Genomic DNA, 15,069 nt, shown 5'->3' with positions numbered 1-15,069 from the left:
CTTTACGCCAAGAACACGTGTCGCGGCCGGTCCGCAAGCACGTCACGGCCCCACTGGACCGTGTCGCGGAAGGCGTCGGAGCGGAAGAAGCCCATGGCGTCTTCCTGCGAGCGCCACTGACTGGCGATGAACATGTCGTTCTCGTCTTCGACGTTGACCATCAGGTCGGTGTCGAAGTGTCCGTCCATGTCTTCGAGGAGACCACCGACGACGCCGAACTTCTCGACGAAGTCGTCGTGGTATTCGGGCTTGGTGGTGTAGAACATCCCCATCGTCCCGAATCCAGACTCCTCACCGGCGCGCTCGACGATACCGGGGAGCTCCGAGAGGAACCCTGCGGCAGTCTCGGCGGCCGACGCCGTCTCCCAGATGGAGACGACGGCGACGCGGCCACGCTCGTTGGCCTCGTAGACGGCCGTCTTGACGTGCGTCGGGTAGTGGTCGAAGTTCCCGCGGAGGCCGTCGACTTCGTCGAACACCTCGTCGGCGTCCGCTTCGGAGTACAGCACCGTCGCGTACACGTCTTCGCCGTGTGGCTTTCCGGCGTAGATGTTCAGGTCTTCGAGTTGGCCGCGGATGTCTTCGTCCGCGCTCTCGTCGTCGTCGCTGTCTCCGTGGCCGTGGCCACCCTCACCGTGGTGTCCGCCTTCGCCGTGGTGTCCGTGGTGTCCGCCTTCGCCGTGGTGTCCGCCTTCGCCGTGGTGTCCGCCTTCACCGTGTGCGTGCGCGTGGTGGTGCGATTCGTCCGCGAACTCGCTCGTCGGGACAGCGTCGCCCGCGAGGAACGCGCCGAGGTCAGACGGCGGGAACCGACGGCCGACGTAGAACTGGTCGAACTCGCCGTACTTGCTCGACACCTCGTCGAAGCGCATCTCGTAGACGATGTCCTTGATGTCCGTCGGGTCGTCGCCGAAGAGCGTGACACCCCACTCCCAGTCGTCGAAGCCGACAGACGACGCGATGACCTGCTTGATTTTGCCGGCGTACTTGCGGCCCGTGTCACCGTGAGTGGACATCATCTCGCGACGCTCGTCGAACGGCAGGTCGTACCAGTTGTCCGTCTCGCCGCGACGTTTCGACATCGGGTAGAACGACATGTAGGTGTCGTCCGGGATGTCGGGCTTGAGTTTGCCCTCGATATAGCGGAGGAGTCCGGTGTCGATGTCTTCTTTATTGCCCTCGAAGTAGTCGTCCGAGACGTATCCCGACACCTCGGTGACGGAGACGTACGACGTGGGTTGCTCCGTGAACGCAGCGAAAGCAGTCTGTTCGAACTGGCGTTCGGCGCGCGAGAGGGAGTCCAGCGTCGGACGGAAGTGGACGACGACGAAGTCGGCCTTGTGGCCGAGGACGGAGAAGACAGCGGAAGTTCCTTCCTCGTCGTCTTCGACCGCTTCGTGCGCGTCGAGATAGGCGACGCCTTCGTCGATTGCTCGCTTGCGCTCGTGGTCGGGTGCATCCCGCCAGGCGTCCCAATCGACGGTTCGGAAGTCGTGCAGCGCGAACCAGCCCTCGTCGGTCTGTGGGGCCTCTACCATACCGTGGCCTTAGGATTCATCCGGTATTGAAGTTGCGAGTCTTTTCGCTGGGCGGGAACGGGTGCGAAAAGCGTTGTTTCGCCGACTGAAACGGAGTTATCCGCCGAGGAGCGTCGGGCCGAATATCATGAGCAGGAGCGACGCGAGCATCGTCAACCCGATAGACGTGGTGATGGTTCGGACCACCGTGTGTCGGTCGTCGACCGGGAGGCGCGAGACGATTGCCTCTGCCCCAGTCCGCAGGATTCTGCCGCCGTCGAGCGGGTAGCCGGGGATACAGTTGAACAATCCGAGTTGCAGGTTAATCCACGCCGTCCAGAACAGCAGGTTAGCGAGGATGAAGACGCCGCCACCGAGGAACCCGAAGGGGCCACCCACCTGATAGAAGTTGATGACCTCGCCCGTGAATCCGGGGAAGTTCGGGATGCCGAGGACGACGGAGGCCAGCGGGAGCAACAGCGAGACGTAGACGAGTTGCAGCGGCGACCCGCCGAACGCGTTGGCGAGGCCACCTGCGCCGTCGCCGCCGTCACCACCGAGGAGCGAGAGATACGTCGCGGCAGGGTACTCCTGCATCCCGAAGTCAGTGAGCAGGAGACCACTCGTGCCGTCGAAGATGTTGACGCCGAGGAACCCGTTGCCGTCCTGTGGGTTCTCACCGAGCGTCACGTCGACGGTTCGGAACTCGCCGTCGACGTACACCTCGACGGGGACGGTCTGGCCGGGGTCGGTTCCGTCGAGTGCGACCTGTAAGTCGGTCGAAGACGTGATACGCGTCCCGTCGAGGCTCGTGACGATGAGCGGTTCAGTCGCACCCGTCGCATTGGCGAGTGGTTGCTCTTCGGCGACGTTCGTGATGTACGCGCCGACGGGAATCGTTCGCTCGCCGGCAGACGTTTCGAGACGGGCGAACCGAGAGTCACCGACGACCGCTTCGAACCCGGCGCGAGTGGAGACTGGCGTCCCGTTGACCGCAGTCACGCGAATCGGGTCGCTACCAGACTCGACGGTGAGATTCGCCGGGTTGCCGGCGACGGACCCAGCGACGATGAGTTGGCGCTGGACCGACACCGTCCGTTCGCCGTCGAGTTCGACGGAGACAGTCCGGTCGGCGGCGGCGAGTAACGCCGCGTCGAGTTCCTGTGTCGTGTTGACCGATGTGCCGTCGATTGCAGTCACTCTGTCGCCACCGCCGATACCTGCGGCGTCGGCGGGGGACCCCGCGTACGCGCCTGCCACCGCGACGCCGGGGGCGACCGAAATCGACCCGATGACCGGGCCGAACAGGAGTGCGAACGCGACGATAGTGACGGCGAAGTTGTTCGTCACGCCGGCGGCGAACATCCGTGACTTCCCGCCACGGTCGGCGCGGCGTTGACTCTCTTCGGACGGTTCGACGAACGCGCCGACCGGGAGAATCGTCAAGAGGACGATGCCCATCGACTCCACGTCGATACCTTCGACGCGACTGAGGATGCCGTGACCACCTTCGTGAACGACGAGGCCCACGAGGAGGCCAAAGAGAATCTCGGGCGCGACGGACAGCGGGAGGAAGTCGTTGACGCCGGGGATGACGAGGAAGTTCTGGGGCTGGTTGACCTGCGAAGGAGCAGGCGGATTCTGGACGATGAGGACGGCCTGATACAACAGGAGGGCGAACGTCCCGACCATGATTACGAGGGCGATACCGAGGCCGATGTTACTCCACGCACGCCAGAACCGCTTGGGTTCGGCGAGTCTGTCGAGTAACTCGCGGCCGCGACGGGTGTGAATCGTCGTGAGTGGGCCCTGTACGCGGACGTATTCGGGGAGAATCCCACGAGTGCGCAACAGCGCCGCGAGGAGAGAGTAGGCGATGAATCCGGCGAGGATCCACAGCAGCGTATTCATCGGCCGAAAGGAAGCGGCGCGCGCCAAAAGGCGTTCGGGTTACGGTACCGAAGAGAGTCGAACAGGCGCTTACTCTTCGTCTTCTTCGGTCTCGTCGTCCGGTGATTCGATTTCGACTTCGACGGCGTCGTCAGTCTCCGAATCCGCTTCATCTCCAGTCACCGTCTCGTCAGTCGTCTCCTCGTCGGGGTCGTGTTCGACGGAGACAGTCGCCGTGTCGTCTGTCTCTGCTGTCGTTTCGCCCTCGGTGTCGAGGTCGATGTCGGTGTACGACTCGCCATCCGACGACGAGCGAAGGCGGTAGACGACGTACGCGGCCCCCGCGAGGAGCACCACGAGGAGGAAGAGGCGTCCGAGTGAGCGCCCACTGGACGCGTCGTCCACGTCTGTCTGGTCTGAGTCGGCGTCGAACTCTTCTAACTCGACGTCGAATTCGTCTTGCGATTCCTCGACGGTCCGGATGAAGTCGATGAGGGACATGTGAAATCACTGCGGCACGGCCGCGGCGGGTCGTCCACGGGGAACGAACCTGTCGGCAGTACGTACGACGAGAACATAAGTCGTCCCCCAGAAGGTCTTTATCCGATGGAGGTTGCATCGGAACGCATGTTCGACAGTTCCCGCTACGAAGTCCGCCAGAAGGTGTCTATCGGCACCACGTACGTCGTCTACGACGATAGGGACCCGATTCTCTCCGCGAAGAAGAAGAAGTTCAAACTGAAAGAAGACTTCCGCTTGAACGACTACGAGACGGGCGACGAGCGCTTCCGCGTCAAAGCCGACAGCGTCCTCGACGTGTCAGCCGCGTACGATATCGTCGATAGCCAGACCGATGACCGAGTCGGCGCAGTCAAACGTGGCGCGTTCTCGTTCGCGAAACACACCTACCAATTGCTCGGCCCGAACGGGTCAGTCGTCGGCCGAATCGTGGAGGACAACGTACCGATGGCCGTCGCCCGACGGGCCATCACGACGCTCATCCCCTTCTCGTACCGCGTCGAAGACGCCAGCGGAACCCCAGTCGGAGAGATTTCCGAACAGTTCGCGCTCCGAGACACGTACACTATCGAAGCCGACACCGACGAGATAGACCCGCGACTGCTCGTCGTCGGTGCCGTCGTCATCGACGCGATAGAAGAGAACTGAACGGTCTCAAACGCGTCTCCACCGCGCTACCCGAAGTAGCTCAAAGACCTCTTTGACCTTAGCGTAGCTATTTTTCCTCCGTTCGAGAAACGCGGGGTAGACGATGTCTTCACGAACTGGTCCCGAATTCGGTGTCTTCCTCGCTGTCGTCGTCCTCGCGAGCGTGCTGGTCGGCGGGGTGGCAGTCGCCGACGCGGCGGACGCAGACGTGACGTTCTTGACTCACAGCGAGAACGTGACGGTCCCACAGAGCGACGACGCGACGATTCGCGGCATGTCGAACCTCAGTGCGGGGACCACGGTCACCGTTCGTGTCAGAGCGACGGCCGACACGAGCCCGAAATTCCTCAAGGTGAGTGACGCCACCGTCGGCGAGAACGGTGACTTCACCGCACGCTTCGACTTCTCGGACATTCCGACGGAGTCAACGTTCACTGTCACCGTCCTCGAAAACGGGACTGTCGTCGGGGAGACCAGCGGCGTCGTAGTCGAATCCACGACGACGGACGCGACGACGACTGCGAGCGAGACGACCGACCCCGACACCAACACACGTGTTCCGGGGTTCGGTGTGACCGTCAGCGTTCTCGCCGTGGCCGGCGTGAGTGGGTTCGCGTACCTCGCTCGGCGCACCATCTAACGACGGACGATGTGGGAGAAAGGTAGATAGTCGGAGAAGTCGGAGAAGTTCGCAGTCGAGTGGGGGGCGTTCAGGCCTCGCGACGGAGACGCGTGACGACGAAGTCCTGTTCTAACTCGCCGAGGAACTCGCCGAGACGTGGTCCCTGCGTGTCGTCGAAGAACAGGCGATACCCGGCGGCGAAGAAGTCACCCATCTCGATGTCGTTGCGGCGGGCCGTCTCGTAGATTTCACCCTGGATTGCCTCACCGTCGTGGTTCTCTGCCACGAAGTCGGCGAGTTCGTCCAGTGCCGCCTCGACGGCCGGGTCGAAGTCGAACTCGGGGAGGTCGACCTGCAAGCGGTAGTTGAACTGATTGTCCATCTTCTCGGCCCAGTTGCGGGCGCGTTCGACGCGGGCGAGTGCCTCTTCGACGACGTCGTCCGGCGTGTCCTCGTCGAAGAAGCCCTCGTTTCGAGCCATCTGCTCGCGCAGGTCCTCGTCGTCGGTCATCCCAAGGACGGCAGCGAACGTGTAGGGGAGGCGGATGCGGTCTTCCCGTACGTCGTCCACGACGAACGGATACGCGCGCTTGGCGAATCGCGTGAGGTTTTCGTCGTCCACCTCGCCGAAGTACGCTCGTTCGAACCGGTCGAAGTCGTCGACCAGTTGGTCGAGGCGCGTCAAGTCGAGGTCACGGGCCTTCCGCGGGTTGAGCGCGAAGAAGTACCGAAGCACCTCAGGTTCGAGCAGTTCGAGCATCTCGGAGACGGTGACGATGTTCCCGGCCGAGGACGACAGTGCCTTTCCGTTGAGCGTGAACCACTCGTAGACCATCGGGACCGGCGGATTGATGCCGAGGACGTTGCGAGCGATGTCGTCGCCGGACGGCCACGACCCTTCGGCGTGGTCCTTGCCGAACGGTTCGAAGTCGACACCGAGGACCTGCCACTGGCCGGGCCACTCGAAGCGCCACGGCAGTTTGCCCTCGCGGAACGTCGCCGTCCCTTCGTGACCACACCCGTCGATAGTGTTGTCGCCGACGGTCATGTCGGTACAGACGTAGTCCACGGTACCGTCGTCCACGTCGACTGACGTGATGGTCTCCGTAATCTTCCCGCACTCCTCGCAGACCGGGTTGAACGGGACGTAGTCTTCGTCGACCTTCGACTGGTACTTCGAGAGTACCTCGCGCGCGGTGTCGATGTTTTCGAGGACGTGTTCGACGACGGGGTCGAAATCTCCGTTCTCGTACATCTCGGTGTTCGAGAGCATCTCGACAGGAATCCCGAGGCGGTCGGCGTCGGCCTTGAGCAAGGCCGCGAAGTGGGCCGCGTAAGAGTCCGTCTCGCCGAAGGGGTCAGGAATCGACGTGTATGGCTTGCCGAGGTTTCGGCCGAGTGCGCCGGCGTCGACTTCGCCAAGGCCGACGATGTTGCCGTCTTCGTCGGCGAGTTTTCGGGGAAGCTTTCGAAGCGGGTCCTTGTCGTCGCTCGTGAAGACCTGTCGGACCTCGTGGCCGCGTTCGCGGAGGACTTCGGCGACGAAGTAGCCGCGAATAATCTCGTTGAAGTTGCCGAGGTGGGCGACGCCGGACGGCGAGACGCCGCCTTTGATGACGATGGGGTCGTCGGGGTCTCGCGCCTCGATTTCGTCTGCAACGTCGTCTGCCCAGAAGTCGCGGTGTCCGTCGTTGGACCCGGTCTCGAAGGCGTCGATGGCGTCGTCCGCGGGCGCGTCGGTGGCGGTGGATTCGTCTGTCGTCATCTCACTGCGCCCAGTACGTCGGTTCGTCGCCGCCCTCGGGGATGATGTCCGTCCCCGAGTGCTCGCCGCGAAGAACCGCGGGTTCGATGCGCGAGGGGTCCGTTCCGTCGAGGACGATAGTCCGCATCTTCGCGCGTTCGATGAGTTTCGCGGCGAGGAGGTCGACCGGTGCGGACGACCCGGCACTCATCTCGATGTCGGCGATGACGTTGACGAGTTCGCCAGCGGTCATCTCCTCGAATTTCGTCGCGTCGGGGTCGCTCTTCGGGTCGGCGCTGAACACGCCATCCACGCTCGTCGCGTAAACGAGCAGGTCGGCGTCGACGTACTCCGCGAACGCCGCCGCGACGGCGTCGGTGGTCTGCCCGGGCATGACGCCGCCCATCACGGAGATGTCACCGCGGCGGATGGCGTCACCTGCATCTTCGTAGTCGTGGGCGACTTTCGGGTCCACCTGCGACCCGAGCGCCGCGATGAGCAGACGGGCGTTGATTCGGGTCACGTCGATACCGATTTGGTCGAGTTGGACTTCGTTCGCGCCGAGTTCACGGGCCGCACCGATGTAATCGCGGGCGACACCGCCGCCGCCGACGACTGCACCGATTTCGCACCCCTCTCGCGCGAGTGTCTCGACGACCGACGCGTGCGCTTCGACGCGTTCTGAGTCGAGGTCCGGCGCGAGTACGCTTCCGCCGATGGAGATGACGACTCTCATTGCACACGGATATCCGGGAGCGCATCTTAAGGGTTATCAAGTGCGAGACGCCCGTGTCGGGGGGTTTAAACCAGTCTCGCGGTGACTACCGGTATGCGACTCGTCACCGTGGAGACGGTCACCCTCATCGTCGTCGGGTGGGTCCTCGCACTCGGCGCACTCTACGTCCGCCAGCGCCGCGGCGAGTTCGGTCGGCGCTCGACCCTCAACTGGGCGATGGTGGCGTGTTTCTCCGTCGGATGGGCACTCTGGCAGTACGATACACTCCCCCAGACGGCCGACACTCTCGTCGGTGCGCTGGCCCCATGGGTCGCCACCGCAATCGGGTTCGTCGGTGTCGGAATCGCCGTCCACCTCTATCGAACACGACCGACAGCATCCGACGACACCCACCACTCGGAGCAATCTTAAACCGACGCGGGACGTGACCCACAGTATGCACGTACTTGGCGTGGTCGGTCCGGGCGCGACCGTCCTCTGTGAGCGACTCGCTCCACACTTGGACGGGCGCGTCGCAACCGTCGAATCGCTGCCGCACGATGCGGCCGAGTCTGATGCACCCGACTCAGTGAGCGGTGCCTACGGTCTCACACCCGCCGGAAAGTGGGTTGCCGTCGGAGCGGACCGTGACCTCGACGGCCTGCTCGACGAACTCTCGACGCGATACGATTACGCGCTTCTCTCCGGGTTCCCCGACGCACACATCCCGACACTCTCTCTCGGCGACACTGACGCCGAAAACGTGGTCGTGTCGGCAGACGGCACGAACGAAGTGGACCTCGACAAACTCACAGCCGACATCGAGTCGTTCGAACCACACATCTCGCTCGAAGCCCTCGTCGAGCAGGCCAAAACAGACCCGCAAGCGGAGTACGCCGGAGCCATTGCGACGTTCACTGGTCGCGTCCGCGCGAAGGAGTCCGAAGACGACGCGCCGACCACGAGCCTCGAATTCGAGAAGTACGACGGCGTCGCCGAGTCCACGATGGCGACCATCTCCGAAGAACTCGAATCACGCGACGGAGTCTACCGGGTTCTCATGCACCACCGAGTCGGCGTCATCGAGGACGGACAAGACATCGTGTTCGTCGTCGTCCTCGCCGGACACAGGACGGAAGCGTTCAGGACCGTCGAAGACGGCATCAACCGGTTGAAGGACGAAGTTCCGATATTCAAGAAGGAGACGACAGTCGACGAGCAGTTCTGGGTCCACGAGCGGTGAGGCCGCCGACGAGCGCCGATGTGAGTCGTGTGGCGACGCGGTGTTCACATTTTGGACCGTTTGCGGGCGATGTTGCCGTGAAATGGCGGTTTTTCGACCGGATTCGAGGCGTGTTTTCGGTATATAGAACCACCAAAAAGCACAATGAAATAATCTCTCAGATTCCTTTCTAAAATATCTAAAGGATTCTAAAAGAGTCGTGAAATGAACCCTTTTCGTAGATTCAGGCTGAAAGCGGTCGAACTAATCTCAACGGTCCTTCCTTTATAACACCTTCTGGGGGATACAGTGGAGTGAGGTGTATCAGATGAGCGTTACAGCATCCCCCTCCACCGATGGCAGCTCCAAAGAAGACCGCCTCAAGCAGTATCTGCTTGACCGCGCCAAAGACGGCGAGATGTACTTCAAGAGTAAGTTCATCGCCGACGACGTCGGGCTGTCGCCCAAGGAGATCGGCGCGCTGATGGTCAAACTCCGCGACTCTGCGACGGAGTTGACCATCGAGAAGTGGTCGTACACGAGTGCGACCACGTGGCGCGTCGAGTCTGCCTAACTCGGACAGTGGATGTACCGTCCTGAAGCCCCGAATAGCCCCCACACGGCCCTGATAGAGACCACCTCGGGCCTGAAGGCGCACCACGAACTCACGCCCAGTCCACACCAACCGACAGAACACACGGTTCCGTTCGAATACCCACACACCCCACCCAAACCTCGTTCCCCCGACCACTCGGCGCACCCCCCACGACCCGGGTGGTTCCTGACGACCTCCTCGCGGACAGTCTCCCTTCTCCTGACACCCCACAGTCGCACTGCTGAGACCGGTCACGCGGGGAGGTATACCGTCACGGGATTTATGCACGTTGCACCCCTAGCGATGGGTAATGGAACAGGTCGAATCGGCGGACGGGCCGCCGGTCGAGGCACTTCGTGCTGTCTTCGACGTTCACGAGACACGGACCGATGGAGAGCGACTGGTCTACTACGGTGAGTCGTTGGTCCCGGAGCAGATGCTCGTCCGGGAGGTCTGGCCGGCATTCCGACGGGCCGGGTACGAAGTACAGGCACAGACGACCGGATTCGGCGGAACCGACGTCGTCGTCGCCGAACCTATCTCGAATGGCATCGACGGTGTTCCGTGGAAGAACCTCGCCCTGTTCGTCGCGACAATCGTCTCGACACTGTTCGTCGGGGCGGTTGGGTGGTACTACGTTCCGCTGTCTGACCTCGCCGCCAACCCGCTTCTCGCCCTCCAAGCGTGGCCCTTCACGGCCGCTATCCTCGGCGTCCTCTCCGTCCACGAACTGGGCCACTACCTCATGGGAAAGTACCACGGTGTCAACGTCTCGCTCCCGTACCTCATCCCGTTCATCTTCCCGTTCGGGACGCTGGGTGCAATCATTCGCATGCGCGGACAGATGCCGGACCGAAAGGCGTTGTTCGATATCGGTGTCGCCGGCCCCCTCGCTGGTCTCGCGGCGACCATCGTGGTCACCGCCGTCGGCCTCTCGCTCGAACCGATGACGGTCCCGGCGTGGGCCTTTTCGAGTTCGAGTGACGTCATCATCTTCAACAATCCACCGCTCTTGGACGCCATCGCCACGCTCCTCGGCCGCCCGACGGAGTACCCCGACCCGCGAACCGTCGTCCACCCCGTCGTCATCGGCGGATGGGTGGGGATGTTCTTCACCGTCTTGAACCTGCTCCCGGTCGGCCAACTCGACGGGGGGCACATGGTCCGCGCGATGCTCGGTGAGCGACAGGAATCACTCGCTGCGGCCGTCCCGCTCGTCCTGTTCGGAATCGCGGGCTACCTTCACTACGTTCGTGGCCTCGGCATCAACGAGTCTGTCGGCCTCTGGTTCTTCTGGGGCCTCCTCTCGACGTTCATCGCCTACAACGGACCGGCGGACCCAGTGGACGAGACGCCCCTCGGTGCGGGTCGCATCGCTATCGGGTTGTTCACGTTCGCCCTCGGTGCGGCGTGCTTCCTGCTCGTGCCGATTCAAGTGATTCCGGGATAATCAGCGGGCAGTGATGTCGTCCACGGCGTGAGTGAGGGGCGTTTTCTGGGGCGTTCGGGGCACGTTACGCGTGCAGTTCGCCCCGCGCGCGCCGAACGAATCCAACGTCGGCCGCGACGAGGACGGCCACTGCCACGAGTGCAACGACGAACAGTGGGACTACCGGGTCGGTAAACGTCCCGAGTCGTCCAGCGTCCGCGAGCGACTGCGTGACACCGGTGAGGGCCAGCATCGTGTGGAAGACGACAGTCGCGTACACGTCTCGGGTCAGGAAGAACACGAGACTCGTGACGACGCCGACGACGGTGAGCAATACGACCTGTGAGAGCGTGTTGAACGGTGGGCTATGTGCGACGTGGTAGACACCGAAGAGGACGCTCGCAGTCACGATTGCGACACCGATTGCGAGGTACCTGTTCGACCCACGGCCGCGGAGAACCGCCTCGACAGTCGCGCCGACCAGTACCCAGCAGACGACCACTTCGGCGATAGAAGTCGGAAGGACCTGCGCGAAGACGTTTCCGACGACCATCGGGTCCGTAGACGGTGGGTTCTGTACGACGTATAGCGTCAGGCCGACTGCGGCGGCGACGACGACACCACCGACAGTTCGAAGGGCCGACTGGAAGCCGGCTCGCACCTGTTCGACCACGTCTGCTGCGACGATGCGCCGGACTACCCACATCGCAAGAACAGTTCCTACGAGGAGGTTCGCCACGACAGCGTACACTAACCTGTCGAACGTCGCGTCCGGCCGTAAGAGCGTCTGGATTCGCCCTTCGAAGACGAACGTCGCGATAACCCAGAGGGCGTAGACACCCACTGCGACGAACAACGCGTCTCGTGGTGTCCACGCGGCACTCTGCGTGAACCGGGACACCTGCCGCTGAAGCGTGGATTCAGAAGCCATACTAGAAGATTCCCCGCCATTACGATAGCACACCCCAGTGGTTCTCTCGTCACGAGAACGTGTCAAACGTCGGGAACAGCGGTTTGGAACCGACAGGCGGTCGGCACTCAGTCACCGCCGTGAGTGTACCCACGGTCCGGGAGCGGTTCCCCGTCGGCGACGATTGTCTCATCCTCCGTCACTCGTCCGACCACAGTGAGCGGAACGGCCACGTCGTCGCGGACGGCGGCGAGTTCGTCTTCGGGGATGGTGAACACGAGTTCGAAGTCTTCGCCGAAGTACGCAGAGAGGTCACGTCTGTCGGCGGCGTCGGTGGCGACTTCGTCGACGGCGTCGTGGACCGGGAGCGCGTCCCAGTCGAGTTCGAATCCGCACTCGCTCGCCTCGGCGAGTTGGTGGACAGACCGGGCGAGTCCATCGCTGGAGTCCATCATCGCCGTCGCCGACGCCGCGAGTCGGACGCCGGCAGCGACGCGCGGCGTGAACCGAAACAGGTCGTTTGCGCGTTCTGTCTCGCCGGCGTCGAACAGACGAACGGCGGCGGCCGAGCGGCCGAGTTCGCCCGTCACACAGAGGAGGTCACCCGGACGCGCACCCGACCGGAGAACCGGGTCGTCGGTGCGACCGATAGCCGTACTGACCGTCGTGAACTCCCGGTGGGTGTCGAGGTCACCGCCGACGTACTCCGCGGAGACGGCCTCACACACGTCACGAGCGCCCTGCACGAAGTCACGGAGTTCCGTCTCGTCGAGTTCGGCCGCGGCGTAGACGGCGACTGCGCACGTCGCTGTGGCCCCCATCGCAGCAACGTCTGACAAGGATGCGCCGACTGCCCGCCACCCGGCAGTGTAGCGGGTCGTGCCATCGGGAAAGTCCGTGGCCTCGTGGAGCATGTCCGTCGTGACGACGAGACCATCGACGATGGCGGCGTCGTCGCCCGCGCCGGGCAGGTCCGCAGCGAGCAGTCGGAGGGCGGTGCGCTCGTCCATACGTTCGACGTGTCTCTCCCGGCGGAAATGTCCATCTATCCCCGGCGGTCGAATCCGGCACGGTGTAGGTCCAAACCACGTCGAACCACGAGCCAGAACACGGCACTTCGCCGGACCGAAGGCCGTTCTCGGCCGCGTAATCCGGTGCCTTAATGCTCGTCGTAGACACATTTCAGGCAGATGGCCCGCGAGAACATTCGTGCGACGCTCCTCGGGTTCGCCGCCGCGTTCGTCGTCTTCGCCGTCTTGTTCTACTTTGCGGGCGTGGACGAACTCGTCAGCCGGTTGACGATGGTGAGCCCCGTGTTCCTGGTCGGCCTCTTCGCCATCACGCTCGTCTGGCTGGTCGCGTGGGGAACCTCGCTAAAGACAGTCCTCGGCGTCCTCGGCGTCGACATCTCCGTGTTGCGGTCGTTCCTCGTCTTCACGGGCGCGATGTTCTCCAACAACATCACGCCGTTTGGACAGGCCGGCGGCGAGCCTGTGACCGCCCTCCTCATCTCGCGGAGTACCGACACCGAGTACGAGACGGGACTCGCCGCAATCGCCAGCGTGGACACACTCAACTTCGTCCCGTCTATCACTATCGCCCTCATCGGCGTGGGGTACTACGCCACCGAAGTCACTCTCGGACGTAACCTCGAAATCGCCTTTATCGCCGTCGTCGGCCTCGCAATCGGCGTTCCGACCGCTGTCTACGTCGTCTGGGAACGGCGCTACGAACTCGAACAGAAAATCATTCGAGCGCTGACACCGGTCATCCAGACCGTCGCACGGTACATTCCGCGCATCTCGGTTCCGTCCACGGACGGCGTCGAACGCCGTATCAACGGCTTCTTCCGCTCTATCGAGCGTGTGGGTCGAAACCCGCGTGGGCTGGCGGTTGCGCTGGGCCTCTCTGGGTTCGGGTGGCTCTGTCAGATGATTGGCCTCTGGACTGCGTTCCACGCCATCGGCGCACCAATCGCGTTCTCCATCGCGTTGTTCGTCGTTCCCATCGGCGCGATTGCTGGTGTGACACCGCTTCCGGGCGGTGCAGGTGGCATCGAGTGGACGCTCGCCATCCTCGTCGCGGCGGCCAGTCCCGCCGTCGGATTCGACGTGGCGACTGCCGGCGTCGTCCTCTTCCGCGGGTTCGTCTACTGGGTGCCGACACTCCTCGGTGGTCTCGTGATGGGCCTCGAGAGCGCCCGTGGATGGCGAGCCTAAACACCCGCGTCTCAGGGTGTGTCTCCGACACACGCCGGGCGGGGCGCAGGAGCCTCCAACTGCCCGTATCGGGCGAATACGATGCCTTTAAACGCCGCGATTATGAACCAATAGCCATGGTAACCATCTATGACGTCCCGGCGGACGCCCTCATCGAAGAGGTCGCCGGACGACTCGAGGACCGTATCGAGCAACCCGACTGGATGGCCTTCGCTAAGACCGGCCAGACCCGTGAACTGCCCCCACAGCAGGACAACTTCTGGTTCATCCGCGGCGCGAGCCTGCTCCGCAAGGTCGCGATGAACGGCCCAGTCGGTGTCGACCGTCTCGCTACTGAGTACGGTGGCCTCAAGCGTGGCTCCAACCGCTACAGCGTCGCGGGCGCACACAGCGACACCGGGAGCAAGAAGATCATTCGCAAGCTCCTCCAGCAACTCGAAGACGAGGGTCTCGTCGAGACCGCCAAGGGTGAAGGCCGCCGCATCACTGCCGAGGGAACGAGCTTCCTCGACAACGCTGCTTCCGACGTTCTCGCGGACCTCGACCGTCCGGAACTCGAACGCTACGCGTAGACGTTTCGACACACCGAGAGTTCTTCTTCGACCGTGAACCCCACGGAGAGCGGTCGTTATACGGGTCCGTAATGGTTTTCAGACATCAGACCGTGCCCTAGGATATGAGTGGCAGCCCAGACGACGAGCGACTGGAGGAGCTTCGACGCAAGAAGATGCAGGAACTCCAGGAACAGGCCGGGCAAGGCGGTTCCGCGGAGCAACAGCAGGCAGAAGAGGCGGCACAGCAGCGTGCCGAACAGCAGAAGCAGGCCCTGCTCAAACAGTATCTGACCGACGAGGCCCGCCAGCGCCTCAACGCAGTCCAGATGTCCAAGCCGGACTTCGCCGACCAGGTCGAACGCCAAATCGTCGCACTCGCTCAGAGCGGCCGCATTCAGGGCCGCATCGACGACGAGAAGATGAAAGCGCTACTGAAGGAACTCCAACCGGAGTCCAAGAGCTTCAACATCCGCCGTCGGTAAGCA

At 63.1% G+C, this 15,069-nt stretch carries 16 protein-coding genes; 9 read left to right on the top strand and 7 right to left on the bottom strand.

Annotated elements, in window-relative coordinates:
* Positions 1-2: 2 nt before the first annotated feature.
* The 3 genes from GJR96_RS06380 to GJR96_RS06370 all read right to left on the bottom strand — a co-directional run bounded on the left by GJR96_RS06380 (position 3) and on the right by GJR96_RS06370 (position 3,908).
* A complete protein-coding gene (locus GJR96_RS06380; RefSeq protein ID WP_151162172.1) occupies positions 3-1,538 on the bottom strand; it encodes a heme-binding protein in 1,536 nt (511 codons plus the stop codon).
* A 96-nt stretch (positions 1,539-1,634) separates the two neighbouring features.
* The gene (locus tag GJR96_RS06375; protein ID WP_151162171.1) at positions 1,635-3,428 is read right to left on the bottom strand and encodes a site-2 protease family protein; all 1,794 of its coding nucleotides are present in this window, start codon (positions 3,426-3,428) and stop codon (positions 1,635-1,637) included.
* 69 nt (positions 3,429-3,497) lie between these two features.
* A complete protein-coding gene (locus tag GJR96_RS06370) occupies positions 3,498-3,908 on the bottom strand; it encodes a hypothetical protein (protein ID WP_151162170.1) in 411 nt (136 codons plus the stop codon).
* A gap of 126 nt (positions 3,909-4,034) precedes the next feature.
* On the opposite strand from GJR96_RS06370, the gene GJR96_RS06365 reads away from it, so the two are divergent.
* Entirely contained in the window at positions 4,035-4,574 is a 540-nt protein-coding gene (locus GJR96_RS06365) for a hypothetical protein (protein ID WP_151162169.1), read from the top strand.
* Positions 4,575-4,677: 103 nt separating this feature from the next.
* On the top strand, positions 4,678-5,214 hold the full coding sequence (locus tag GJR96_RS06360; RefSeq protein WP_151162168.1) for a BGTF surface domain-containing protein: 537 nt from the start codon (positions 4,678-4,680) through the stop codon (positions 5,212-5,214).
* Between the two features lie 70 nt (positions 5,215-5,284).
* On the opposite strand, the gene lysS is transcribed toward GJR96_RS06360, so the two are convergent.
* The gene (gene lysS, locus GJR96_RS06355) at positions 5,285-6,961 is read right to left on the bottom strand and encodes a lysine--tRNA ligase (protein ID WP_151162167.1); all 1,677 of its coding nucleotides are present in this window, start codon (positions 6,959-6,961) and stop codon (positions 5,285-5,287) included.
* A 1-nt stretch (position 6,962) separates the two neighbouring features.
* Entirely contained in the window at positions 6,963-7,676 is a 714-nt protein-coding gene (pyrH, locus tag GJR96_RS06350) for a UMP kinase (RefSeq protein ID WP_151162166.1), read from the bottom strand.
* Between the two features lie 93 nt (positions 7,677-7,769).
* Here pyrH and GJR96_RS06345 point away from each other — a divergent pair, with 93 nt between their 5' ends.
* The 4 genes from GJR96_RS06345 to GJR96_RS06330 all read left to right on the top strand — a co-directional run bounded on the left by GJR96_RS06345 (position 7,770) and on the right by GJR96_RS06330 (position 10,922).
* Complete coding sequence (locus GJR96_RS06345; RefSeq protein ID WP_151162165.1) at positions 7,770-8,087, top strand: hypothetical protein; 318 nt, start codon at positions 7,770-7,772, stop codon at positions 8,085-8,087.
* 25 nt (positions 8,088-8,112) lie between these two features.
* Entirely contained in the window at positions 8,113-8,898 is a 786-nt protein-coding gene (locus tag GJR96_RS06340) for a molybdopterin synthase (RefSeq protein ID WP_151162164.1), read from the top strand.
* A 307-nt stretch (positions 8,899-9,205) separates the two neighbouring features.
* Positions 9,206-9,451, top strand: a complete 246-nt coding sequence (locus GJR96_RS06335; protein WP_058570893.1) for a DUF7123 family protein — start codon at positions 9,206-9,208, stop codon at positions 9,449-9,451.
* Positions 9,452-9,782: 331 nt separating this feature from the next.
* Complete coding sequence (locus GJR96_RS06330; RefSeq protein ID WP_151162163.1) at positions 9,783-10,922, top strand: site-2 protease family protein; 1,140 nt, start codon at positions 9,783-9,785, stop codon at positions 10,920-10,922.
* Between the two features lie 64 nt (positions 10,923-10,986).
* Here the strand turns inward: GJR96_RS06330 and GJR96_RS06325 are convergent, their stop codons facing one another.
* Together GJR96_RS06325 and thiL are read right to left on the bottom strand one after the other, a co-directional pair.
* The gene (locus GJR96_RS06325; RefSeq protein ID WP_151162162.1) at positions 10,987-11,832 is read right to left on the bottom strand and encodes a CPBP family glutamic-type intramembrane protease; all 846 of its coding nucleotides are present in this window, start codon (positions 11,830-11,832) and stop codon (positions 10,987-10,989) included.
* 107 nt (positions 11,833-11,939) lie between these two features.
* On the bottom strand, positions 11,940-12,821 hold the full coding sequence (thiL, locus tag GJR96_RS06320) for a thiamine-phosphate kinase (RefSeq protein ID WP_151162161.1): 882 nt from the start codon (positions 12,819-12,821) through the stop codon (positions 11,940-11,942).
* A 180-nt stretch (positions 12,822-13,001) separates the two neighbouring features.
* Between thiL and GJR96_RS06315 the strand changes: the two genes are divergently transcribed.
* From GJR96_RS06315 to GJR96_RS06305, 3 genes are all read left to right on the top strand, one after another.
* Positions 13,002-14,030 carry a lysylphosphatidylglycerol synthase transmembrane domain-containing protein gene (locus GJR96_RS06315; protein ID WP_151162160.1) on the top strand — a complete coding sequence of 343 codons (1,029 nt, stop codon included), beginning with the start codon at positions 13,002-13,004 and terminating at the stop codon, positions 14,028-14,030.
* A gap of 116 nt (positions 14,031-14,146) precedes the next feature.
* Positions 14,147-14,602, top strand: a complete 456-nt coding sequence (locus GJR96_RS06310; protein WP_058570889.1) for a 30S ribosomal protein S19e — start codon at positions 14,147-14,149, stop codon at positions 14,600-14,602.
* Positions 14,603-14,706: 104 nt separating this feature from the next.
* Positions 14,707-15,066: a DNA-binding protein gene (locus GJR96_RS06305; RefSeq protein ID WP_151162159.1), complete on the top strand. Its 360-nt coding sequence runs from the start codon at positions 14,707-14,709 to the stop codon at positions 15,064-15,066.
* The last annotated feature ends 3 nt before the right edge of the window (positions 15,067-15,069 follow it).

It is taken from the genome of Haloferax litoreum (genome assembly GCF_009674605.1).
Lineage (GTDB): Archaea > Halobacteriota > Halobacteria > Halobacteriales > Haloferacaceae > Haloferax > Haloferax litoreum.
This window is presented reverse-complemented; position numbering and strand designations above follow the sequence as displayed.